The sequence below is a fragment of the Paludibacterium yongneupense DSM 18731 genome (assembly GCF_000422925.1).
GTDB classification, from domain to species: Bacteria; Pseudomonadota; Gammaproteobacteria; order Burkholderiales; family Chromobacteriaceae; genus Paludibacterium; species Paludibacterium yongneupense.
In genome coordinates, this window is sequence record NZ_KE383958.1 from 189,264 (window position 1) to 212,807 (window position 23,544).

Annotated in this window: 19 protein-coding genes, 1 pseudogene and 1 riboswitch; of the genes and pseudogenes, 9 read left to right on the forward strand and 11 right to left on the reverse strand. The window is 62.6% G+C overall.

Annotated elements, in window-relative coordinates:
* Nucleotides 1-662, forward strand: a pseudogene (locus G520_RS25260) (hypothetical protein); the annotation flags it as partial.
* A 179-nt stretch (nt 663-841) separates the two neighbouring features.
* Here the strand turns inward: G520_RS25260 and G520_RS0117625 are convergent.
* From G520_RS0117625 to G520_RS0117640, 4 genes are all read right to left on the reverse strand, one after another.
* Complete coding sequence (locus tag G520_RS0117625) at nt 842-4,678, reverse strand: DUF3683 domain-containing protein (RefSeq protein ID WP_028536807.1); 3,837 nt, start codon at nt 4,676-4,678, stop codon at nt 842-844.
* Between the two features lie 134 nt (nt 4,679-4,812).
* On the reverse strand, nt 4,813-5,787 hold the full coding sequence (gene pdxA / locus G520_RS0117630; RefSeq protein WP_028536808.1) for a 4-hydroxythreonine-4-phosphate dehydrogenase PdxA: 975 nt from the start codon (nt 5,785-5,787) through the stop codon (nt 4,813-4,815).
* Between the two features lie 4 nt (nt 5,788-5,791).
* Nucleotides 5,792-7,078, reverse strand: coding sequence for a peptidylprolyl isomerase (locus G520_RS0117635; protein WP_036666493.1), 1,287 nt, complete (start codon nt 7,076-7,078; stop codon nt 5,792-5,794).
* On the reverse strand, nt 7,075-9,243 hold the full coding sequence (locus G520_RS0117640; RefSeq protein ID WP_246542691.1) for an LPS-assembly protein LptD: 2,169 nt from the start codon (nt 9,241-9,243) through the stop codon (nt 7,075-7,077). The genes G520_RS0117635 and G520_RS0117640 overlap by 4 nt, the downstream gene beginning before the upstream one ends.
* 127 nt (nt 9,244-9,370) lie before the next feature.
* Between G520_RS0117640 and amgK the strand changes: the two genes are divergently transcribed.
* Genes amgK through ruvA form a run of 4 tightly spaced genes read left to right on the forward strand, consistent with a single transcriptional unit; the run spans nt 9,371 to nt 12,223 of the window.
* A complete protein-coding gene (amgK, locus tag G520_RS0117645) occupies nt 9,371-10,375 on the forward strand; it encodes an N-acetylmuramate/N-acetylglucosamine kinase AmgK (protein WP_028536811.1) in 1,005 nt (334 codons plus the stop codon).
* Nucleotides 10,375-11,070: an N-acetylmuramate alpha-1-phosphate uridylyltransferase MurU gene (gene murU / locus G520_RS0117650; RefSeq protein ID WP_028536812.1), complete on the forward strand. Its 696-nt coding sequence runs from the start codon at nt 10,375-10,377 to the stop codon at nt 11,068-11,070. The genes amgK and murU overlap by 1 nt, the downstream gene beginning before the upstream one ends.
* Complete coding sequence (gene ruvC / locus G520_RS0117655) at nt 11,067-11,597, forward strand: crossover junction endodeoxyribonuclease RuvC (RefSeq protein WP_028536813.1); 531 nt, start codon at nt 11,067-11,069, stop codon at nt 11,595-11,597. Before murU ends, ruvC begins: the two co-directional genes overlap by 4 nt.
* Before the next feature lie 32 nt (nt 11,598-11,629).
* On the forward strand, nt 11,630-12,223 hold the full coding sequence (ruvA, locus tag G520_RS0117660) for a Holliday junction branch migration protein RuvA (RefSeq protein ID WP_028536814.1): 594 nt from the start codon (nt 11,630-11,632) through the stop codon (nt 12,221-12,223).
* Between the two features lies 1 nt (nt 12,224).
* On the opposite strand, the gene ribB is transcribed toward ruvA, so the two are convergent.
* Complete coding sequence (gene ribB, locus G520_RS0117665) at nt 12,225-12,851, reverse strand: 3,4-dihydroxy-2-butanone-4-phosphate synthase (protein ID WP_028536815.1); 627 nt, start codon at nt 12,849-12,851, stop codon at nt 12,225-12,227.
* A gap of 113 nt (nt 12,852-12,964) precedes the next feature.
* A riboswitch (FMN riboswitch) is annotated at nt 12,965-13,164 on the reverse strand.
* A 102-nt stretch (nt 13,165-13,266) separates the two neighbouring features.
* On the opposite strand from ribB, the gene ruvB reads away from it, so the two are divergent.
* On the forward strand, nt 13,267-14,301 hold the full coding sequence (gene ruvB / locus G520_RS0117670; protein WP_028536816.1) for a Holliday junction branch migration DNA helicase RuvB: 1,035 nt from the start codon (nt 13,267-13,269) through the stop codon (nt 14,299-14,301).
* A 70-nt stretch (nt 14,302-14,371) separates the two neighbouring features.
* Nucleotides 14,372-14,761, forward strand: a complete 390-nt coding sequence (locus G520_RS0117675) for a hypothetical protein (RefSeq protein WP_028536817.1) — start codon at nt 14,372-14,374, stop codon at nt 14,759-14,761.
* A gap of 55 nt (nt 14,762-14,816) precedes the next feature.
* On the opposite strand, the gene proB is transcribed toward G520_RS0117675, so the two are convergent.
* Both proB and G520_RS0117685 read right to left on the reverse strand, forming a co-directional pair.
* Complete coding sequence (gene proB, locus G520_RS0117680) at nt 14,817-15,941, reverse strand: glutamate 5-kinase (protein WP_028536818.1); 1,125 nt, start codon at nt 15,939-15,941, stop codon at nt 14,817-14,819.
* A gap of 70 nt (nt 15,942-16,011) precedes the next feature.
* A complete protein-coding gene (locus G520_RS0117685; RefSeq protein WP_028536819.1) occupies nt 16,012-17,355 on the reverse strand; it encodes an adenosylmethionine--8-amino-7-oxononanoate transaminase in 1,344 nt (447 codons plus the stop codon).
* Nucleotides 17,356-17,481: 126 nt separating this feature from the next.
* Between G520_RS0117685 and G520_RS0117690 the strand changes: the two genes are divergently transcribed.
* Both G520_RS0117690 and G520_RS0117695 read left to right on the forward strand, forming a co-directional pair.
* On the forward strand, nt 17,482-17,955 hold the full coding sequence (locus G520_RS0117690; RefSeq protein WP_028536820.1) for a pilin: 474 nt from the start codon (nt 17,482-17,484) through the stop codon (nt 17,953-17,955).
* An 83-nt stretch (nt 17,956-18,038) separates the two neighbouring features.
* Nucleotides 18,039-19,820, forward strand: a complete 1,782-nt coding sequence (locus G520_RS0117695) for a PglL family O-oligosaccharyltransferase (protein ID WP_028536821.1) — start codon at nt 18,039-18,041, stop codon at nt 19,818-19,820.
* An 83-nt stretch (nt 19,821-19,903) separates the two neighbouring features.
* Here the strand turns inward: G520_RS0117695 and rpoH are convergent, their stop codons facing one another.
* The 4 genes from rpoH to ftsY form a co-directional block, all read right to left on the reverse strand.
* Complete coding sequence (gene rpoH / locus G520_RS0117700) at nt 19,904-20,752, reverse strand: RNA polymerase sigma factor RpoH (protein ID WP_028536822.1); 849 nt, start codon at nt 20,750-20,752, stop codon at nt 19,904-19,906.
* A 151-nt stretch (nt 20,753-20,903) separates the two neighbouring features.
* Complete coding sequence (ftsX, locus tag G520_RS0117705; RefSeq protein WP_028536823.1) at nt 20,904-21,812, reverse strand: permease-like cell division protein FtsX; 909 nt, start codon at nt 21,810-21,812, stop codon at nt 20,904-20,906.
* A complete protein-coding gene (gene ftsE, locus G520_RS0117710) occupies nt 21,809-22,462 on the reverse strand; it encodes a cell division ATP-binding protein FtsE (protein ID WP_028536824.1) in 654 nt (217 codons plus the stop codon). The genes ftsX and ftsE overlap by 4 nt, the downstream gene beginning before the upstream one ends.
* A gap of 54 nt (nt 22,463-22,516) precedes the next feature.
* On the reverse strand, nt 22,517-23,524 hold the full coding sequence (gene ftsY / locus G520_RS0117715) for a signal recognition particle-docking protein FtsY (protein ID WP_028536825.1): 1,008 nt from the start codon (nt 23,522-23,524) through the stop codon (nt 22,517-22,519).
* Between the last annotated feature and the right edge of the window lie 20 nt (nt 23,525-23,544).

A 23,544-nucleotide genomic window follows, 5' to 3' on the forward strand; every position in this document is an offset into this window, starting at 1 on the left:
AAGCCGCTCAAGCCGACGCCTCCGCTGCGGTTCCGGCCAAGAAGGTTGCCAAGAAACACGTAGCCAAGAAGCATGTCGCCAAGAAGGCCGCCAAGAAGGTTGAAGCATCGCAAGCCGCTCAAGCCGATGCCTCCGCTGCGGTTCCGGCCAAGAAGGCTGCCAAGAAGCACGTAGCCAAGAAGGCGCACAAGAAGGCCGCCAAGAAGGTTGAAGCTTCGCAAGCCGCTCAAGCCGATGCCTCCGCTGCGGTTCCGGCCAAGAAGGCTGCCAAGAAGCACGTAGCCAAGAAGGCGCACAAGAAGGCCGCCAAGAAGGTTGAAGCTTCGCAAGCCGCTCAAGCCGATGCCTCCGCTGCGGTTCCGGCCAAGAAGGTTGCCAAGAAGCACGTAGCCAAGAAGCATGTCGCCAAGAAGGCCACCAAGAAGGTTGAAGCATCGCAAGCCGCTCAAGCCGATGATGCCTCCGCCGCGGCTCCGGCCAAGAAGGTTGCCAAGAAGCATGTAGCCAAGAAGACCCACAAGAAAGTTGCCAAGAAGGTTGAAGCTTCGCAAGCCGCTCAAGCCGACGCTGCCTCCGCTGCAGTTCCGGCCAAGAAGGTTGCCAAGAAGCATGTAGCCAAGAAGCATGTCGCCAAGAAGGCTGCCGCTTCTGCTGCAAACTAAGCCAGCGCACCAGTGTGTGCCGGAGAAGACCCCGGCACCGCAATAGAAAAAGCCACGGATACCTCCGTGGCTTTTTTTGCGGGCAGGATTGCCGTGTCCCGTTCGCCGAATCGGCACCGCCGGCCGGTGTGAGCCAGGCTGGCGGTCGCGAGACTCGACCGCCAGCCTGGCGCAAGTCCTCAGAGCAGTACGCGCTCGATGCCGCCGTTGCGGGCTTTCTCGATGTATTCCGGCATCCAGTCGGCACCGAGGATATGGCGCGCCATTTCCACCACGATATAGTCAGCCTCGATGGCGGAATCTTCGCGGTAGCGCGACAGGCCTTGCAGGCAGGATGGGCATGAGGTCAGTATCTTGACTTGCTGCGCCGGATCGCCCGCCTGCTGAATGGCGACGCCCTTGGCGATTTCTTCCTGCTTGCGGAAGCGGACCTGGGTTGCGATATCGGGACGGCTGATGGCGGATGTTCCTGCCTCGCCGCAGCAGCGGTCGCTGAGAATCACGCCGCCGCCCATCAACTCGTTGACGACTTTCAACGGCTGGTAGGCCTTCATCGGGGTGTGGCAGGGGTCGTGGTACATATAGCGCTGACCGCTGATGCCCTCCAGTTTGAGCCCCTTCTCCATCAGATACTCGTGAATATCAAGGATGCGGCAGCCCGGGAATATTTCTTCAAAACGATATTTGATCAGTTGGTCATAGCAGGTACCGCAGCTGACGACGACAGTACGGATGTCGAGGTAGTTGAGGGTATTGGCTACGCGGTGGAACAGCACACGGTTCTCCGTGGTGATTTGCTCACCCTTGGCTGTCGACCCCGTTGCCGCCTGCGGGTAGCCGCAGCACAGGTAGCCGGGAGGCAGCACGGTTTGTACGCCGACATGCCACAGCATGGCCTGGGTCGCCAGGCCGACCTGGCTGAACAGCCGTTCGGAGCCGCAGCCCGGGAAGTAAAATACCGCTTCCGCATCATCTGCCAGTTCTGCCTGGCGGATGACAGGGACCACGGTGGGGTCTTCCAGATCGAGCAGGGCGCGCGCGGTTTTTTTCGGGAGCCCGCCGGGCATCGGTTTGTTGATGAAGTGGACGACCTGGGCTTTGAGCGTCGGTTTCTCCACCGTCGCGGGCGGGTGGCGCGTCTGATCGCCGATCAGGCCGAAGCGGCGTGCGACCATATGCGCGCTGCGTTGCGCGAGATAGCCCCAGCGTATCATGCCCGTGCGCAGCATCTTGATCGTGGCCGGATCCTTGGCGTTGAGAAAAGCCATGCCCAGTGCGGTGCCGGGATTGAAGCGTTTTTTGCCGACTTTGCGCAGGAAGCTGCGCATCGCAATGGAAACGTCGCCAAAATCGATATTGACCGGACAGGGGTTCACGCAGCGATGACAGGTCGTGCAATGGTCGGCGACATCGGACAGTTCATCGAAATGTTTGATGCTGACTCCGCGGCGCGTCTGCTCTTCGTACAGGAAGGCCTCGGTCAGCAATCCGACTCCGAGAATCTTGTTGCGCGGAGAATAGAGCAGATTGGCGCGCGGAACATGAGTCGAGCACACGGGCTTGCACTTGCCGCAACGCAGGCAGTCCTTGACCGAGTCGGCAATCTGACCGATGTCGGACTGTTCCAGAATCAGCGACTCGGCACCCAGCAGTTCAAACGACGGCGTGTAGGCCATACGCAGGTCGGAGCCGGGCATCAGCTTGCCGCGATTGAAATGGCCATTCGGATCGATGCGGCGCTTGTAGTCGACAAAGGGCGCCAGTTCGGCCTCGGTCAGGAATTCCAGTTTGGTGATGCCGATGCCGTGCTCGCCCGAAATCACGCCATCCAGTTCGCGGGCCAGTGCCATGATGCGCGCCACGGCCTGGTGCGCGTCGTGGAGCATGCGGTAATCGTCGGAGTTTACTGGCAGGTTCGTGTGGACATTGCCGTCGCCAGCATGCATGTGCAAGGCGACGAAGACGCGGCCGCGCAGCACTTTCTGGTGAATCGTCCGCAGTGCCTGCAATATCGGAGCGTCGGTCTTGCCGGCAAACATCGATTCGAGGTCGGCCAGGAGTTCCGCTTTCCAGCTGACTCGCAGCTGGAAGTCGCGCATGGCGATGAAGACCGTCTCGGGGCGATGGCCGACGATGTGGCTCGCCGCTTCGGGCCAGCGTGCGGCGAATTCCTCCCACGGTGCATCGAGGTTGGCCAGCAGCCAGTTCCAGCGTGCCTTTACCGCCTCGATCAGACCCAGGGCGCCATCGCGCCGGTCGCCGAGCAAGGTGTCGGCGGAGACGGTGTCGCCCTCGGTATCGACCGGCAGGCGGCCATGGAAGAATTCGGCCAGGGCGTCGAGCAGGCGAATCTTGTTGCTGATGGACAACTCGATATTGATGCGCTCGATGCCATCCGAATAGTCGCCCAGGCGCGGCAGGGGAATCACCACGTCCTCGTTGATCTTGAAGGCATTGGTATGGCGAGCGATGGCGGCGGTGCGGGCGCGGTCGAGCCAGAAGCGCTTGCGCGTTTCCTCGGTAACGGCAATGAAGCCTTCCCCTGTGCGCGCGTTGGCCAGTCTTACGACATGGCTGGCGGCTTCGGCTACGGCCGCCTCGTTGTCCGAAACGATATCGGCGACCAGCACCATCTTGGGTCTGCCGCGCGATTTGGCCTTGCTGGCGTAGCCGACTGCGCGCACATAGCGCCAGTCCAGGTGCTCGAGGCCGGCGAGCGCAACCTGCGGATTGGCATCGAGGTAGTCCTTGATCTCGACGATGGCCGGTGTCGCCTGCGCCACGGTGCCGAAAAACTCGAGGCAGACGGTGCGGATATGGTCCGGCATGCGGTGCAGTACGAAGCGCGCGCTGGTGATGATGCCGTCGCACCCTTCTTTCTGGACACCGGGCAGTCCGGACAGGAATTTGTCGGTGACATCCTTGCCGAGCCCGACTTTACGGAAGGAGGCGCCGGGAATCTCGAGCTCGGCCGAAGACAGTATGGTGCTGCCGTCGTCGTCGAGGCGGGATACGCGGAAACGTGCGACCCCGATGTCGTGGATCTTGCCGAAATTGTGGTCCAGGCGTTCGATGAACTGCCAGTTGCCATCGGGGTCGACCATTTTCCAGCTGGCGAGATTGTCGAGCGCGGTGCCCCAGAGTACGGCTTTTTTCCCGCCAGCGTTCATCGCTACGTTGCCGCCGATACAGGATGCATCGGCCGAAGTGGGGTCGACGGCGAACACGAGACCGGCGGCGGCGGCGGCTTCGGATACGCGGGCGGTCACGACGCCTGCGCCGCACTGGATGGTGGCGTGGGTGCCGGCATGCCCGGGCAGGGCGATATATTCGACGCCGTCGTGACGGTCGAGTTTCTCCGTGTTGATGACAGCCGAAAGGCGGTCGAGGGGCACGGCTCCGCCGTTGTAGCCGGTACCGCCGCCGCGCGGGATCAGCGTCAGCCCCAGCTCGATGCAGGCGCGCACGAGCGGGGCGATTTCAGCTTCGCTATCGGGGCATAGCACTACGAATGGGTATTCAACGCGCCAGTCGGTCGCATCGGTCACATGCGATACCCGGGCCAGCCCGTCGAACATGATGTTGTCGCGACGAGTGAGCTGGCCCACCCGCTTCAGGATACGCGCGCGCAATAGACGGGTTTCCTCGAAGCGGCTCTCGAAACGTTCGACGGCGAGGCGGGCGGCGGCGATCATGCTGTCGACCTTCTCGTTGCCTTCTCGCCGTTTCTCGATTTCGTTGAGCCGGTGCTGCATGGCCGCGACCAGTGCAGACAGGCGCTTCGGGTTGTCCAGCAGGTCGTCGACCAGATAGGGGTTACGGTCGACGACCCAGATGTCGCCCAGAACTTCGAACAACATGCGGGCGGAGCGGCCGGTCTTGCGTTCGCCGCGTAAGGATTCCAGCGTCTGCCACATCTGTTCGCCCAGCAGGCGGATGATGATTTCGCGGTCTGAATAGGATGTGTAGTTATACGGGATCTCGCGAACCCGCATGGGGGGCGTCGTGCTGTTCATTGTCCACTGCTCGGCGTTATGGTTATCGTGCTTGAGTGTATCCGAATTGCTGCGTCGCGAAAAATGCTGCCGGCAACAGGGTTATACGCGGAAGCGATTGTTTTTACGTCGAAATGCCTGTGACGGGGCGACAGTCAAGCCGAATGGGCGGCGAGTTCGCCGGCCAGCTTGAGCGCCGCGAAGAGGCTGCCGGAGTCGGCGCGGCCGCTGCCGGCCAATTCGAGTGCGGTACCGTGGTCGACCGAGGTGCGGATAAACGGCAACCCGAGGGTGATATTGATGCCGTGGCCGAAAGAGGCGTATTTCAGCACCGGGAGGCCCTGGTCGTGGTACATCGCGAGAACGGCGTCGCAGCATGCGAGCTTGTCCGGATTGAACAGGGTATCGGCGGGGAGCGGGCCGCTCAGATGCCAGCCCTCCTGGCGCAGGAGGTCGAGCACCGGAGCGATGGCATCGATCTCTTCGCGTCCCATATGCCCGCTTTCGCCTGCGTGGGGATTCAGGGCTGCGACCAGAATGCGCGGCGCAGGCAGCCCGAAGCGGGTCACCAGATCCTTGTGCAGGATACGCAGGGTGCGCTCGAGCCCTTCGCGGGTGATCGCGGCCGGAACCTCGGCCAGCGGCAGGTGCGTCGTCGCGAGCGCGACGCGCATGCCGCCTCCGGTCAGCATCATGACGACCTGGTCGGTCTCGCTTTGCTGGGCCAGGTATTCGGTATGTCCGGTAAAGGCGATGCCGGCGTCGTTGATGATGCCTTTGTGCACCGGTGCGGTGACGAGCGCCGCGAATTCGCCGCTCAGGCAGCCGTCCAGCGCACGGTCCAGGGTGTCGAGCACATAGCGGGCATTGGCGGCATCGAGCCGGCCGGCGATTTCCTGGCGCGCGAGCGGCAGGTGCAGGACTTCGATCTCGCCAGCCTGCGGTAGGCGCGAGGGCTGGTAATCGCGCAGGACGGCGCCGACTCCGAGCAGTTGGGCGCGTCGTGCCAGCAACTCGCGGTCCGCGATGACGACCCGCCGCGGTCCGCCCGGCTGGAAGCCCAGTTGCAGCACCAGATCCGGGCCGATGCCGGCGGGCTCGCCCGCCGTGATGACGATGGTTTCTGGCATGTCGTTATTTGTCGTCGAGGTGATCTTCGATAAAGGCGGCATCGCGCAGCTGGCGCATCCAGTCGAGATAGGCTTCTTCCACCTTGCGGGAACGAATCTGCTGCTTGACCTGCATTTTCTCGCGTTCGCCGGCCACATCCTGAGTGCGTTTGCCCAGCAGTTCTATCAAATGCCAGCCGAAAGGCGAGCGGACCGGTTCGGACAGGGTGTTCGGCGGCAGCGCCAGCATGGCCTTCTCGAATTCCGGCACGGTATCGCCAAGATTGACCCACCCCAGATCGCCGCCCTTGTTGGCGCTGCCATCGTCAGAATAGAGTTTGGCGGTTTCGGCGAAGCTCGCCCCGCGCAGGATGCGGTCGCGAATCTGCAGAATGCGGGTCTTGGCGTCGCTGTCCGATACCGCTTCATTGGTGCGGACCAGAATATGCTCGACATGGTATTGCTCGACCAGTTGCGGCCCGGAGTTGTTGCGCTTCTCTTCCAGCTGGAATATGAAGAAACCCTGCTGGGTCCGGATCACGCCAGTGTGTTGCCCGGGCGCGAGTTTTTCCAGCAAGGCCACGAAGTCGGGGGGCAGGCTGGCGGCGGGGCGCCAGCCGAGTTCGCCGCCTTTCAGCGCATTTCCGCTATTGGAATACGTGGCTGCGACCTTGCCGAAAGCCTGGCCGGCATCGAGTTCGGACAGCGCCTTGTTAGCCTTGCGGGATAATTCTTCGAGCAGTTTTCCGTCCGCGCGTTCAGGAACCTCGACCAGAACGTTGGCGAGACGGTACTCGGTATTATTGGCGAACTGGGCGCTCTTCAGAACCTGTTCCACCTCGGTGTCGCTGACGCTGACATGCGATTCAACCTCGTTCTGCCGCAGCCGGGCAGTCAACATTTCGCGCCTGACCTCCTGGCGGAAGTGCTCGAAGGTCGTGCCGTCGCGGGCCAGCTGCGCCTTCATGCCCGCCAGATCGAGTTTGTTCTGCTTCGCCAGCCGCAGCACGGTCTGATCGATCTCGCTGTCATCGATCTTGACGTTGTTGTTGGCGGCAAACTGCGACAGCAGTTGCTCGTTGATCATCTGATCGAGGACCTGACGCGACATCACGGCCTGATCGGGCGGAGCGATGTGCTGGGTCTGCAGGCTGCGTGTGGCCTGGGCAACGCGCTGCTGCAGGTCGAGGCTGGTGATGATGTCCTTGTTCACCACCGCGACGATGCGATCGACTTCCTGGACGCTGGCTGCGTGCACGACCGGCATGGACAGGACGAGCAGCAGGGCTAGCAGGTTCTTTTTCATATTCATGGTTGAGACTCGTTAGTCTTGGTGTAACCGGGGATGGCGAGGCGCAGGGTTTCAAGCGGACTGGTTCCGAGATCGCCCAGGCCCTTCAGTTCTATCTGGAAGAAGATGCTGTTGGTAACATTGACGTAGTTGGTCACATAGCGGTCGGCCACCAGCCGCAGCGTCCAGCAGCCCTCGTTGTACTCGACCCCGGCCAGGGTGTCGAGCGCTTGCTTGTCTTGCAGCGAGTATTGCTTGTGGAAGAGTGCGTACCAGTTGCGGGTCAGCGGCCACTGGAAGCCGAAGTCGATTTGGTGCAGGTCTTGCAGATTGCCGTCGACGTCGGTCTGGCCCTCGCGCTGGAAGCGCAGACGCAGGCTGACCGTCTTGCCGGTCGCCGGCTGATAGCGCAGTTGCGCGTTATATTGCTGCGACTGGCGGCTGATCGGATCGTATTCGAGCAAGCTGTCGAAGTTCCAGTGTTCGATCGGCTCGCCGGCCAGGCTGACCAGATAATTCGAATTCGAATCGTGGGTGACGATGGTGCCGCTGCTATTGATGTACTGCTTGTTCAGATAGTAACGCTGCCCGACCATCAGGCGCGCGATTTCGCGCCCGGTGTCGACATTGAGCATACGCGTGGTCAGCCCCCCGGTCAGGTCGTTGGCGCCATTGATGCGGTCGCCGCCGGAGAAGTCGTTCTCCGAGTACAGGCGCGCGAAGCTGAAGTCGTTGAGCGAGCTGTCGAAGGCCGGGATCTTGCTCTGGTCGCGCACCGGAACATACAGATAGTAGAGGCGCGGTTCCAGCGTCTGGGTGTAGTTGGTCCCCCCCAGCGTCGTGTCGCGGTCGAAATACAGCCCGCTGTCGGTGCTGAATATGGGCAGCGTGCGCGTGATGCTGTGCTCGGCGGTCCCGCTATAGGCCGACAGATCGTAATAGGTGTAATTGACCCCGATCTTCGGTTTGACGAAACCCCACATCTGGTCGAAATTCCAGCTGACGCTCGGGTAGAGTATCGTGCGATCGCCTTCCTGCAGGGTCGGATGCGAAAAACGCGTGATGCTGCTGGTCAGGTTGGCGCTGAAATTTGCAGGCAGGCTCTGGTTGGCGCTGAAGCTCAGCTGCGGCAGCAGCGCATAGGGCGGGGTGACGCTATTGCTGGTGTTCTGCAGCGTCTGATAGCGCTGCGCGACCAGCCCGGTCGAGGCCGAACCGCCATTCCAGCTGTAGGCATAGTTGACCCAGGCCTGACGCAGCAGATTGGTATTGTCGGCGATCGTGATGCGGTCGGCAAAGTCGGTGAAATAGTTGTCGTCGGACACGGTGGTCGCGTCGACGCCCATCGTCAGGCCCGGCGCCAGTGTCTGGGTGTGCTTTACCGACCACAGATAGCGGTGCGTGTTGGTGGTCGGGTCGTTCAAACGCTGGTCGGTGTATATCGTGCCCGAATAGTCCGGCTGCAGGTAGCGCAGCTCGAGCCCCAGGCCCGTGCCGTGCGTCTGCGAGTAGCTGGGAGTGATCGTCGCGTCATAATTCGGCGCGATATTCCAGTAGTAGGGCAGGGCGATGCCCAGGCCGCGGGTGCCGCTGGTGAACGACGGCACCAGCAGACCCGACTTGCGGTTGCCGTCCAGCGGAAAGTCTATCCATGGGGTGTAGAGCAGGGGAACGCCCTGGAACTGGATCCAGGCGTTGTGCGCCACGCCGACCTCGGTGGTGTAATCGAGGTCCAGCCGCGAGGACACCAGATACCACGAATCGTCGTTGACCGAGCAGGTCGTTGCGCGCGAGTTGTACAGGGCATAGCGATCCGGGCCGCGGAATTCGACCCGTTCGCCGTTGCCGCGCAACACCATCGGCGGCGTTCCGCCCGAGAACACCGGTTTTTGTCCGTCGCCGGTGTGGGTGTCCATATCGTAGGTGATGGTGGTGCCATCGACCCGTTCGTGCGGTCGGGTCAGGGTGAAGCGATCTCCCCCCTTGAGTTCATTCTTGTCCTGGTAGTAGTCGAGCCAGTCGGAAGTCAGCCGTGCATCGTCGCGCGTTACCACGACATTTCCCCGCGCTTTCAGGACCTTGTTCATCTCCCCGTCCAGCTTGTCGGCAGTCAGATGCGTCTGACCCTCGACCTTGGCAGGGGTGGCAACAGGTTCCGGAAAGTCATCGGAATATGCATGCTGCATTGAAAACGCGGCGGCTAGCGCCAAAGCTATCGGTGTCTTTTGGATTCTGGGCATGCACAAAGCCATATCGTGGGGGCTGTCAGCGGTATAAAATCGCACAATTCTACCAGTACCGCAATCAACCGACATGCAGCGATTAGCCCAACTTAAGGCGTGGCTTGCCACGCAACACGCAGGAGTTGACATTCGGGTGGACTTTGCCGCCGCCGATGCCGACTTCCGGCGCTATTTCCGCGCGACGTTTCCGGACGCCTCGACGCGCATCGTGATGGACGCGCCGCCCGATAAAATGGACACCGCTCCCTATGTCCGCGCGCGTGAAGTCCTGTCCATGCTCAATGTCCCCGCCATTTACGCATGCGACGCCGGGCAAGGCTTCCTCGAACTCGAGGACCTCGGGCGGGTGACCTTCATGGCCGCGCTGCAACAAGAGGGCGATGCGCTCACGACGCACACCCTGTTGCTGGAAGCGATAGACAGCCTGATCGAAATGCAGCTCGCGAGTCGCCCGGGAGTGTTGCCCGATTACGACGCCACACTCCTCGCGCGCGAAATGGAGCTGTTTCCCGAGTGGTTCGTCGGACACGAACTGAAAAAAACGCTGAACGACGATCAGCGCCGGACCTGGGAGACGATGGTCGCGGCATTGCTGGCGCGTGCGCTCGCGCAGCCCCGCGTTTTCGTCCATCGCGATTTTATCGTCCGCAACCTGATGCTGACCCCGGGGCGTCCCGGCGTGCTCGATTTCCAGGATGCGGTATACGGACCGATCACCTACGATCTGGTATCCCTGCTGCGCGATGCCTTTATCGAGTTCGAGGAGCAGCAGGTCATCGATCTGGTCGTGCGCTACTGGGAGAAGGCGCGTAAGGCAGGCTTGCCCGTGACGGCGAATATCGATGACTTCTATCGCGATTTCGAGTGGATGGGCGTGCAGCGCCATCTTAAGGTGGCCGGTATTTTCTGTCGTCTCCACCACCGCGACGGCAAGGACCGCTACTTGCCCGAAGTCCCGCGCTTCCTGTCGTATCTGAAAAAGACCACGCGCCGCTATGTCGAGCTGGCCCCCCTGTACCGGCTGATCGTGGATATCGCCGGCGACGACAGCGTGCAAACCGGATATACCTTCTGATGAAGGCAATGATTCTTGCGGCCGGTCGCGGCGAGCGCATGCGGCCGTTGACCGACCATACGCCCAAGCCCCTGCTGCAGGTTGGCGCGGAGCCGCTGATAGGCTGGCACGTGCGCCGTCTGGCGGCGGCAGGGGTGACCGAGCTGGTGATCAACCATGCCTGGCTCGGGGATGCCCTTGAACGCCGCCTTGGCGACGGTCGCGACTGGGGCGTGCACATTGCGTGGTCGCCCGAAGCCGTGGCGCTGGAAACGGCGGGCGGGATTGCCAATGCCTTGCCCTTGCTTGGCGCCGAGCCCTTCCTCGTGGTCAATGGCGATATTTTTACCGATATCGATTTTGCCGCGCTGGCGCGCCGTGGCTCCGAGCTGGACGGCAGCCAGAAACAGGCGCGGCTGATCATGGTGGATAACCCGCCACATCATCCGGACGGCGATTTTTCCATCACTGAAACCGGTCTGGCACGACGCGACGGCGCGAACAAACTGACCTATTCCGGCGTCGCCATTTATCACCCCGAATTTTTCGCGGGATTGCCCCGCCCGGCTCAACCTTGCAAGCTGTTGCCGCTGCTGTTGGACGGCATGGCGCGCGGCAGCATCGCGGCAGAGCATCATCGAGGGCAGTGGCTGGATGTCGGGACGCCCGAGCGGCTGGACGCGGCGCGCGCCCTGGCCGCGGGGATGACGGAGTGAGCCGGCGCATTCTGGGCATCGATCCCGGTTCGCGCATCACCGGGTTTGGCGTGATCGATGTGGTGGGACAGGAACGGCACTATGTCGCCTCGGGCTGCATCCGCACGCCGGCCGGCGCTCCCCTGAGCGAGCGCATCGAAGTGATCGTCTCGCATCTGTTTGAAGTGATCGATACTTACCAGCCGCAGGAGTCGGCGATCGAGCAGGTCTTCGTCAATGTCAACCCGGCCGCGACGCTGATGCTGGGCCAGGCGCGCGGCGCGGCGGTGACGGCGATGGTGCTGCGCAAGCTGCCCGTGGCCGAATATACCGCCCTGCAGGTCAAGCAGTCTGTCGTCGGGCACGGCAAGGCGCCCAAAGAACAGGTGCAGGCCATGATCGTGCGTTTGTTGTCGTTGTCCGGCACGCCGCAGGCCGATGCCGCCGACGCGCTTGCCGTGGCGCTTGCCCATGCCAATCACAGCCACTCCGCGTTGGCGGCGTTCACCCGCGGCGGCCTGCGGGTCAAGGGCGGCCGGCTGGCCTGAGCCCTTCTGGCATCACATAACAAGGACGCAACATGATCGGACGATTAAGCGGGATTCTCGCCGAAAAAATGCCACCGCAGGTGGTCGTGGATGTCAATGGAGTCGGCTACGAAGTCGACGTCCCGATGAACACTTTTTATCAGTTGCCTGCACCTGGCGAAAAAGTAAGCTTGTTTACGCACCTGGTCGTGCGCGAAGACGCCCATTTGCTGTTCGGTTTTGCCAGTCGCGAGGAACGGACGTCGTTCCGGCAACTGATCAAGGTCAGCGGCATCGGCGCGCGCATCGCGCTGGCCATTCTGTCGGGCATGACGGCCGACGAGTTGGCGGTGGCCATTGCGGCGGAGGATGTGAAGCGTTTGTCGTCGGTGCCCGGCATCGGCAAGAAAACCGCAGAGCGGCTGGTGTTGGAGTTGCGCGGAAAACTGGTCAGCGGGACGACTGTCGCCACGCCGGGCGGCTTGCCGTTCGCCGCCGAGCCCGATGCCCGCAGTGACATCCTCAATGCGCTCATTGCGCTCGGGTACAACGAGAAGGAAGCCGCCGCCGCACTGAAACCGCTGCCGCTGGATATCGGCGTCAGCGACGGCATCCGGCTCGCGCTGAAAGGCTTGTCGCGGGTCTGAGCTAGTGCGCCCGGCGATAGCTGACCAGCTCTTCGATGGTCAATACCGGCAGGCGATGTTCGCGCGCATACGCGGCAATCGTCTCGCCCCGCATCATGCTGCCGTCCGGGTTCATCATCTCGCACAGCACGGCGGCGGGCGCCAGCCCTGCCAGGCGGGCCAGATCGACCGATCCTTCGGTATGGCCGCGACGGGTCAGAACGCCGCCGTTTTGCGCACGCAGCGGAAAGACGTGGCCGGGACGCGCGAGGTGCTCCGGCCGTGCGCCGGCGGCGACGGCGGTGCGGATGGTCGTGACGCGGTCGGCAGCGCTGACGCCGGTGCTGACGCCATCGCGCGCCTCGATACTGACTGTGAATCCGGTCTGGTTTCGGCTTTGGTTGTTTTCGACCATGGGCGGCAATTCGAGACGATCGGCGTGCTCGGGGGTCAGGCACAGGCAGACGATACCGCTTCCATCGCGGATCAGGCGCGCCATCTCGCGCTCGCTTATTTTTTCGGCGGCCAGTATCAGGTCGGCTTCGTTTTCGCGGTCTTCGTCATCGAGCAGGACCACGGGACGGCCTTCGCGCATGGCGTTGAGAGCGGCTTCGATACGGATGGGCAAGGAATCGCAACGACTATTCATGATGAAACGGTCCTCTCTGAATGGGACTGAGAAAAACGTTCCAGGGCAATGGACATGCTGAGGCACGCCGCGACGGCGACATGCAGCAGGCGGCGCGCAGAAACACGCGCACTGCCAGTCTTCTCTCATCCGGACTATGACCGTCGGCTCCGGGATTCAACCGGATCTGCTGACCCCGCGTCCAGTACCAAGAGAGGGCGCGAGCGCTCGCGGGCTTGCCGGGGCGGCGGGCGGGAAAATGAAAAGTCCATCTGCCCGCTCCGCCGCCCGGTATACCGCCGGTGGGGAATTTCGCCCCGCCCTGAAGACGCTGCTGTGGGTCTGAGACCCGGCCTACAGTATATCACTGTCGACGGAGGCGGCTGTTCTCTCTGGTAATATACGCTCTTGATGATGTCCATTGCGGTCCCGACCCATGATTGAAACCGATAAGCTGATCGGCGGTGACGCCCCGCGCCTGGTGGCGCGCGAGCCCTTGTCTACGCAGGAAGAGGCCCAGGAGCGGGCGTTGCGTCCCAAACTGCTTGACGAATACGTCGGGCAGGTCAAGGCGCGCGAACAGCTGGAGATCTTCATCGAAGCGGCGCGAAAGCGCGGAGAGGCGCTCGATCACGTGCTGTTGTTCGGTCCGCCCGGTCTCGGCAAAACGACGCTGGCCCACATTATCGCGCGCGAGATGGGCGTCAACCTGAGGCAGACGTCGGGGCCGGTGCTGGAGCGGGCCGGCGACCTGGCCGCCTTGCTGACCAACCTCGAGCCGCACGATGTGCTGTTCATCGATGAGATCCATCGGCTGAGCCCCGTGGTCGAAGAAATCCTGTATCCGGCGCTGGAGGATTATCAAATCGACATCATGATCGGAGAAGGGCCGGCCGCGCGTTCGGTCAAACTCGACCTGCCGCCGTTTACCCTGATCGGCGCAACGACGCGCGCGGGCATGTTGACCAATCCCCTGCGCGACCGCTTCGGCATCGTCGCCCGTCTTGAATTTTATAATGCGGAGGAATTGACCCGTATCGTGCGCCGCTCGGCCACGCTGCTCGATGTCAGCCTGGCCGAAGACGGCGCCTTTGAAGTTGCGCGTCGCAGCCGCGGCACGCCGCGTATCGCCAATCGCTTGCTGCGCCGGGTGCGCGACTATGCCGAGGTGCGCGCCGATGGGGTGGTTTCGGCCGAGGTGGCCGATGCCGCGTTGTCCATGCTCGATGTCGACGCCGCCGGTCTCGACGTCATGGATCGCAAACTGCTGTCAGCCGTGATCGAGAAATTTGCAGGCGGCCCGGTCGGGCTCGACAACGTCGCGGCAGCCATTGGCGAAAGCAGCGATACCATCGAGGATGTGATCGAACCCTACCTGATCCAGCAAGGTTATCTGCAACGTACCCCGCGCGGGCGGGTGGCTACGCCGCTGGCATTTACCCATTTTGGCCTGCCGGGGAAGTACGAGTAGCGCGCCGCCATCCTGACGGAGCGCCCGGGCAAGCCGTGCAATCAGCCGCATTTATTCTGAGGAATGAAACATGTTTTTCGTTTTGCTCATTGTAACCCTGGTGGTTTCGCTGGGGACCTCCATCCTGACGGCCCGCTTTTTCGACGGGGCCGTGCACCGGATACTGATCAGGCTGGTAGGGGACGAAGATACTTCGGCCTGGCGCAAGTATCTGCTGTTCGCCATCGTGGTGGTGGGGGTGTCCGGCGGCGTCAGGCTGTGGGAGCTGGAGAAATACATTACCGGCAAGGGGGATAGTGCGCCGCTCGAACTCAATGCCATGCGCTGGGTGCTGGAGATCTATCGTTCCGTGATCGAAACCCTGCAGTCGATCGCGTGGATGTTGCTGCTGTTCTTCCTGTGCGCGCTGGTGGCCTTTGTCATCATGCGCGCGATAGAGCGCCGCGCAGATACCGAGTAGTTCGCCAGGCGTCCAACGCCGCGCGGGGCCCTCTGGGGCCGCGCGGCGTTGGCGTTCAGTCGTGCAGACTGACCATATTGTCGCGGTGGATCAACTCCGGCTCGACGATATAGCCGAGAGCCGACTCGATCTCGCGCGTGCTCTTGCGCATGATCAGGCGGGCTTCGTCCGAGCTGTAGTTGATCAGCCCGCGTGCCACCTCGCTGCCCTCTTCATCGATGCAGGCGATCACTTCGCCGCGCAGAAAATCCCCTTCGACGGCGAGGACGCCAATCGGCAGCAAGCTCGTGCCACGGTCGCGGACTGCGCTCGCGGCGCCGGCGTCCAGTGTGACCTGACCGCGCAACTGCAGGTGATCGGCCAGCCATTGCTTGCGCGCCGTGATGCGATTGGTCGGCGCCAGCAACTGCGTGCCGATGCTTTCGCCGTCTGCCAGCCGCGACAGGACATGCGCTTCGCGGCCGCAGGCGATGACGGTCGCCGCGCCGCTGCGCGCCGCGCGCTTGGCGGCCAGGATTTTGGTGATCATGCCGCCGGTCCCGATCGAGCTGCCCGCTCCCCCCGCCATCTCTTCCAGTGCCGGGTCTCCGGCTTGCGCCGTTTCAACCAGCCGCGCGTCGGCATCCTTGCGCGGATCCGCCGTATACAGTCCGCGCTGGTCGGTGAGGATGATCAGCGCGTCGGCTTCTATCAGGTTCGTGACCAGCGCACCCAGCGTGTCGTTGTCGCCGAAGCGGATTTCCGCGGTGACCACGGTGTCGTTTTCATTGATGATGGGCACCACATTCAGATTGAGCAGCGTGGTCAGCGTCGAGCGGGCGTTCAGATAACGCGTGCGGTCGGCCAGATCCTCGTGCGTGAGCAGAATCTGCGCCGTGCCGAGGCCGTAGGCACGAAAGGCCGATTCGTAAGCCTGGCACAAGCCCATCTGCCCGACGGCGGCCGCGGCCTGTAACTGGTGGACCCCTTCCGGGCGCCGGCTCCAGCCCAGGCGCTGGCATCCTTCGGCGATGGCGCCGCTCGAGACAAGAACCACTTGCTTGCCGCGCCGCTTGAGATCGGCGATTTCGGCCGCCCAGCGCCCGAGCGCCGGCAGGTCAAGGCCTTTCCCGTCATTGGTGACCAGACTGGAGCCGACTTTCACGACAATGCGGTTGGACGCGTGGATGACCGAATGCATGGAAACACCTTCTCCAAAAACCAGACATTATAGAAGCGGGGCCGACGCTTGCCTACGCCGGTCCCGTGGCTCATGGCAGCGCGGGGCCGGCCGCGCTGGCGCCTGCGCAGCCCAGTTTGTCGAGCGCGTGCAGCGTTGCCGCCGCGAACTGCTCCATCTCGGCGTCGGCGATGCAGTACGGCGGCATGAAGTAGACGGTATTGCCGATCGGGCGCAGCAGGCAGCCGGCCGCCAGCATCTCGGCAAAGAAGGCACGCGCAAAGTCGGTGCGCGGCGTTTCGACATCGAAGGCCCAGATCATGCCGAGATGGCGGAAATGGCGGACGCTTGGGTGGGTGCGCACGGCGGCGAGAGCGGCGCTGAAGCGCTCGGCGGTCGCCCGGTTCTTCTCCAGGATACGGTCATTCTCGAAGATATCGAGTACGGCCAGTGCCGCGCTGCAGGCGAGCGCGTTACCGGTGTAGCTATGCGAATGCAGAAAACCCCGGCTCACATCGTCGTGGTAGAAACGCTGGTAGATCGCATCGCGGGTCAGGACGCATGACAGCGGAAGGAAACCTCCGGTGATGCCCTTGGACAGACACAGGAAGTCGGGACGGATGCCCGCCTGCTCATGGGCGAACAGCGTGCCCGTGCGGCCGAAGCCGACGGCGATTTCATCGGCGATCAGGTGGATATCGTAGCGATCGCACAAAAGGCGGACTTCGCGCAGATAGCGCGGGTGGTGGAAGGCCATGCCCGCCGCGCCCTGGACCAGCGGCTCGACGATGATGGCGGCGAGCGTGTCGGCTTCTTGCGCGAACAGGGCCTCCAGTTTTTCCGCCGCCGCCAGCGCCACGTCCTCGGCTCCCATCCCTGCGCCGGCCTGACGGGCATCGGGGCTGGGCGCGACCCGTGCGGCGCGGCGCAAGGGTGCGTAGGTGTCGGAGAACAATGGCACGTCGGTGACGCCGAGTGCCCCCATCGTCTCGCCGTGGTAGCTGTTCTCGAGGCAGACGAAGCGGCTTTTCTGCGGACGACCCGCATTTTTCCAGAAATGGAAGCTCATCTTCAGCGCGATCTCGGTGGCGCTTGCGCCATCCGAAGCGTAGAAGGCATGACCGAGCCCAGTCAGCGCGGAGAGCCTCTCCGAGAGTTCGACCACGGGACGGTGCGTGAAACCCGCGAGCATGACGTGTTCCAGGCTCGCGAGTTGTTGCTCGATGGCCGCGCGAATCCGCGGCTCGCCGTGCCCGAACAGGTTGACCCACCAGGAACTTATGCCATCGAGGTAGGTGTTGCCATCGAAGTCGGTCAGGCGCATGCCTTCGGCACGCGCAATGGGAACGATGGGCAGCGTTTCGTGCTGCTTCATCTGGGTGCAGGGGTGCCAGACCGCCTGTCGGCTGCGTTCCAGCCAGTCCTGATTGCTCATGGGACAGATTCTCCATGTAAGTTGCGACGATGCTAACACAGGGATGGCCCGTGTGCGGGTGCGCCCAGGAGCAGCCGGGCCTAGGCTGAAGCAGTGCGCAGTCGAAGCCGGAGCGGGGAGAAAGCCATGAGAAACGGATATACCTTGATCGAGCTGATGGTGGTCGTGGCCATCGTCGCCATTCTGACCACGCTGGCCATTCCGCAGTACCAGGATTATGCGGTGCGCGCCAAGCTCGGCGAAGGCCTGCAGGCGCTCGCCGTCGGCAGGAACGCGCTGGCGGAGCATGTCCTGGCGGAGGGGGCGTTCCCGCCGGATGGCTACGACGGCATGGACTCGGCCGCGACGGACTATATGGCGGGCCTGGAATACCATCGCGTCGGCAGCGGCGGCGTCCTGTCGGTTCGGGTGCGCAATACCGGGAGCGAGGCCGACGACAAGTATTTTTCGCTGGTAGGCGAGGTCCTGGCCGGTGCGATCGTATGGCGCTGTCGACCGGGGGACGCCGTCGGCGGCGACAGCCGTGCGGTGCCTGCACGCTATTTGCCCGGGCCGTGCCGGCGTGGCGAGAAAGGTGGAATCCCGGGTGAGAACGGCTGAATTTGCCCGAACAGGATAATTTCGGGAGTCCGAAGCCGCGCATTTTGCTATCCTTGCACACTTCACTTCCGACAAGCGTCGCTATGCAACTCAAATCGCTACTGCTGGGCGTGGCCACCTTGCTTTGGTGCCTGATCGCCATTCTGCCGTTCGCATCCCGAATCCACTATGTCCCCTTGCCGCAGTGGTGGGGTGAAATGCTGGTCGTATGGCTGACCCTCGGCGCCGGTGTTCTGTTGACCGTCCACGGGACCCTTTTCGAACGTCTGCCGCGGGCGGCGCTGTGGTGCATGCTGATGGCCGTGTGCTGGGCGGTCCACCCGCTACTGGTGCCGACCTTGTTCCCGGGCATGAACGATGCGACCGCGCTGGCCTGGGGGGCGCTGGCGGTGCTGGCTTGCGTGACGGTGGCCTTGCGCGATGAAGTGGGTACGGTCAGGCTGACGGTCTTGCTCGCCTATGCGCTGATTGCCGGGGCGCTGGTGCAGACCGCGATCGGATTCACTCAGCTGAGCGGACTGGCGCAGCATATGAGCGGGCTGGTGTTTTACGATTCGGAGCATCCGACCACCAATATCTTCGGCCATATCGGGCAGCGCAACCAATACGCCCATTATCTGATGTGGGGTTTGATCGGGGGTGTCTACTTACATGCGACCGGCCGTCTTGGCCGCATCGGCTTCGCCTTGCTGACGCTGTGGCTGGCGCTGATGGTCGGCTGGGCGGGGTCGCGTACGACCTTGTTGTATGTGCTGGCCATCGCCGCATTGGGCGTGTTGTGGCATCTGCGTCTGCGCAATGAAGTATCGCGGCGCCTGATGCTGGCGATGCTGTTTGCCTGCGGCCTGGTCGTCGCCGTGCAGTTCCTTTTGCCGGTGATCAACCATCTGCTCGGGGTGGGGGTGGCATCGGGCATGCAGCGACTGGCGGCCAATGGCGACGATATGGGGGCACGCCGTTTCGCCGAGATGCACAAGGCGTGGCTGGTGTTCCGGGCCCATCCTCTGTTCGGAGTCGGTTGGTCGCAGTTTGCCAAGCAAAGCGTGGACTTGCAGCAGTTGCCGCAATTCGCGGGGGACGGCTTCAACAGTGGTCTGTTTACCAATGCGCACAATCTGATTCTGCAGCTGCTGGCGGAAATGGGGGGCGTGGTGACGGCTATCGTGCTGCTCGGCTTCGTCTGGTGCATCCTGCCCTTTTTTACCCGCAGTGCCGAAGCCGAAGGCTTGCTGGCGGTGGCGTGCATCGCCGTGACTTCTATCCACAGCATGCTCGAATACCCGCTCTGGTATCTATACTTCTTGGGCATGCTGGTTGTGTTCTGCGCGCTGGCACCGGCGCAGGGTATACGCTCGGTTCTGCTTGTGCGCGTGCCGGCCCTGGCCGCCATGCTGGCCCTGCTCGGGCTGTCGGTGCAGGCCATCGGGCACTATAACGAGTTGGTGGGCTTGTACACGCCCCTGGACAACCCGAAGCAGGATGCCAAGCGCATGGCACGCTTGTCCGAGATCGTCGATCATGAGCCGCTGTACGCTTTTCACGCCCTGTATACGCTGGACAATTATCTGGAGGCGGCTCCGGATACGCTGCCTGAGAAACGGCGCTGGATCTATCTGCTGGCCGCTATTCGCCCCTATCCGGACGTCTTGTTGAAGAAAGCCGAATTCGAGGCCGGCGACAAACATCCGCAGCAGGCACTGGCTTCGTTGCGTCTCGCCCTTGCTTCGTTTCCGACGTATGCCGGCGAGTTCATGGAGCAGCTGGACGACGACAACCATCCGGAGTGGGCGCCGTTGCGCAAGGAGTGCAAGGCGGCTTACAACCGTCTGCCGCCTGCGATGCGCACCCGCGGCGACCTCGATTGAAGCGGTGGACGGGAGGTGTCCCTCCCGTCCACCGTTGATAAAAAAACCCGCCTGAGCGGGTTTTTTTGCGGAGGCGCCGACGGTCAGGCCGGCTGCAGCGCCGTTTTCATCTTGCCGAGCGCCTTGGCTTCGATCTGGCGGATGCGTTCAGCGGAAACGCCGAACTCTGCGGCGAGTTCGTGCAGGGTCGCACCGCCGTCATCTGCCAGCCAGCGCGCCTCGATAATGCGGCGGCTGCGGGCATCGAGCGAGCTGAGAGCATGTTCGAGGCCCGCGGTCTGCAGGTGGTCGAACGCGCGTTTCTCGATCTGCCGCGTCGGCTCGGAGTCGTTGTCTGCCAGCCAGTCTATGGGTGCGAAACCTTCGTCGTCGCCTTCATCGGCCACCAGAGCGATATCCTGCCCGGTCAGCCGGGTTTCCATTTCGAGCACTTCTTCGCGCTTGACTCCGAGGTCGTCGGCGATGCGCTGCGCTTCCTTGTCGCTCAGTGCGGAAAACCCCTGCTTCATGCTGCGCAGGTTGAAGAACAGCTTGCGCTGCGGCTTCGTGGTGGCGATACGGACCAGACGCCAGTTGCGCAGGATGAATTCGTGAATCTCGGCTTTGATCCAGTGCACGGCGAACGAGAACAGGCGCACGCCACGATCCGGCTGGAAGCGCTTGACGGCCTTCATCAGGCCGATATTGCCTTCCTGGATCAGATCGGCCTGCTGCAGTCCATAGCCGTTGTAGCCGCGAGCGATGGATACGACGACGCGCAGATGCGATAGCACAAGCTTTTTCGCGGCTTCGAGATCGTTCGAGCCGTGGAAACGGGTGGCCAGCTCGGTTTCTTCTTCCGCAGTCAGCATCGGTACGCTGTTGACGGCCTGAATATACTGTTCCAGGCTGCCGCTGGTAGAAGGAACGGGCAATGCAAAAGTAGCGGTCATGTGTCTTACGCCCTCCTTGATGGGTAGTGCAATCTTAGCACTCGTATTAGTCGAGTGCTAGCAAGGAAAGTTTCCGTTCGGGGATGATATTTTTTAATCGTACTCATAGCCAGTTATATGGGTTGATCGCATTCCGTCGCGGCGTGCGGCTCTAGCGCGGTTCAATCTGGCGCAGGTGATGGTCGGCCGCCAGGCGTGCGCCGATCACGGCCAGCAAGGCTGAAAGGCCGATGACGACGCCGAGCTCGCGTAGATCGAGACCGCGCAGCTCGACATGTTCGTTATAGAGGCGGGCGAACTCGGCGATGGCCGGATTCGCCTGCCTGACCAGCAGAGAGGTCAGGCCCCAGGCCGCCAGTGCCGCCAGCACGCCCTGCCATAGCGCATGGTAGAGGAAGGGGCGGCGAATGAAGCTGTCCGGCGCTCCGATGAGTTTGGATACCTCTATCTCGTCGCGCCGCGCGAGTATCTGCATGCGGATCGTGTTGTGCGTGACCAGGACGAGAGCAATGCCGAGTGCCGCAGCCAGGAATATCGTCAGGCCGCGACCCAGCTCGACCATTGCGTATAGCCGGCGCGCCCAGCCGGCGTCGAACTGGGCAGTCTCGACCATGGGCAGGCCGGACAGCTCTTTCTGCAACACTTCGAGGTCGCGGACGTCGATATCGTGCGGGGTGATGATGAAGGCGTCGGGGAGGGGGTTGCCACCGAGGCCGTCGGCCAATCCCTGCAGACCGTTGCGTTTTTCAAGGTCGGTCAGGGCGTGGCTCTTGCTGACGAAGGTGTAGGTCAGAATTTTCGGATGCTGCCGCAAAATCCCGTTGACCGCAGCGAGGTCGGCATCTTCCGCGCTGCGCTCCATGAACAGCGTGATCTGGGGGGTGGCGGTCAGTCGTCCGACCCATTGCTGCAAGCTGCTGACGGTCAGATAGAGGCTGATGGGCAGGGACAGCGCGACGGAAAGCATGAGCAGGGTCAGCAGGCTGGCCAGCGGCTGACGCAGGATTTTCGAGAGCGCATTCCGCGCACTTTGCCAGTGCAGAAAGAAGAAGTGTTTCATGCGGCAAATTGTCCTTCACGCAAGCGGATGATGCGGCGGCCGTAATCTTCCATCAGACTTTCGTCATGAGCGGAAATCACCACGGTGACGCCGACCTGATGGAACGATTTGAATAGCTCCATGATATCGAGCGCATAAGCGCGATCGAGGTTGGCCGAGGGTTCGTCCGCCAGAAGCAGGGTGGGGCGGTGGACGACCGCGCGCGCAATGCACAAGCGTTGCTGCTCGCCTCCCGAAAGCCGGACCGGCATCATTTTTTCCTTGCCGAGCAGGCCGACCTTGTCGAGCGCGGCACGTACCCGCTTCTGCGCTTCGCGGCGGTCGAAACCGATGATGTCGAGCGGAAGCATTACATTGTCAAATACGCTGCGATCGAACAGAATTTTGTGGTCCTGAAATACCATGCCGATATGCTGACGGACGAAGGCGATCTGATTGGCGCGCAGACGCGACAGATTCTGGTTGTTGACCAGTACGCTGCCGCTAGTGGCGCGCTCGAGGCCGCCTATCAGCTTGAGCAGTGTCGATTTGCCGGCGCCGGAGTGGCCGGCGAGAAAGACCATTTCGCCGCTGGCAATCGAAAACGACAGATTTTTCAGCGCTTCGATGCCTCCTGGGTAACGCTTGGTCACCTGGTCGAACTGGATCATGCGATTCGATTCCCTTCAGGGTTGGCTGCTGCCGTCGCGCGGCGGCAGCAAAACTTAGTCGAACAGGGCGTCGATGTAATCGCGCGCCGAGAACGGGCGCAGATCGTCGATGCTCTCGCCTACGCCGATGAAGCGCAAGGGGATGGGGCGCTGCTTGGCGATGGCCGCGATGACTCCCCCCTTGGCCGTGCCGTCGAGCTTGGTCAGTATCAGGCCGGTCAGGCCGAGTGCATCGTCGAAAACCTTGACCTGGCTGATCGCGTTTTGTCCGATATTGGCATCCAGCACCAGAATAATCTCGTGCGGAGCCTCGGGCAGGGCTTTTTGTATGACACGCTTGACCTTGCGGATTTCTTCCATCAGATGCAACTGGGTCGGCAGACGTCCGGCGGTGTCGGCGAGAACGACGTCAATGCCGCGCGCGCGCGCCGCATTGATCGCATCGAAGCATACGGCAGCGGCATCGCCGCCCTGTTGCGCAATGACGGTGACGTCGTTGCGCTCGCCCCAGGCGACCAGCTGTTCGCGTGCGGCGGCACGGAAGGTGTCGCCGGCGGCGAGCAGGACCGATTTGCCCTGCTGCTGGAAGTATTTGGCCAGTTTGCCGATCGAGGTGGTCTTGCCGGCGCCGTTGACGCCGGCGAGCATGATGACATACGGTGTGTGCCCGCTCACGTCGAGCGGAACTTCCAGGGGAAGGATCAGCTCGGTAAGCGCATCTTTCAACGCCTGTTTGAGTTCGGATGCATCCTTCAATCCGCGCAAGCTGACCCGTTCGCGCACCACGGCCAGCAGATGCTGCGTCGCATCGACCCCCATGTCGGCAGTCAGCAGCGCGGCTTCGAGCTCGTCATAGAGCTCATCGTCGATCTTGCCGCCACCGAACAGGCCCGCCATCTGCTTGCCCAGACGGTCGCGCGTTTTGGCGAGTCCGGCTTTCAGCCGTTCGGTCCAGGCCGGGCGCTGCGCGATGCCGGCCGGGGATGCGTCAGGCGCGGAGGAGACGGGTTCGGAGACGGGGGCCGCGTCATCCTGGGGTTTTTTCTTGAAGAAGCTGAACATGCTTACCTGTTCGGATACGG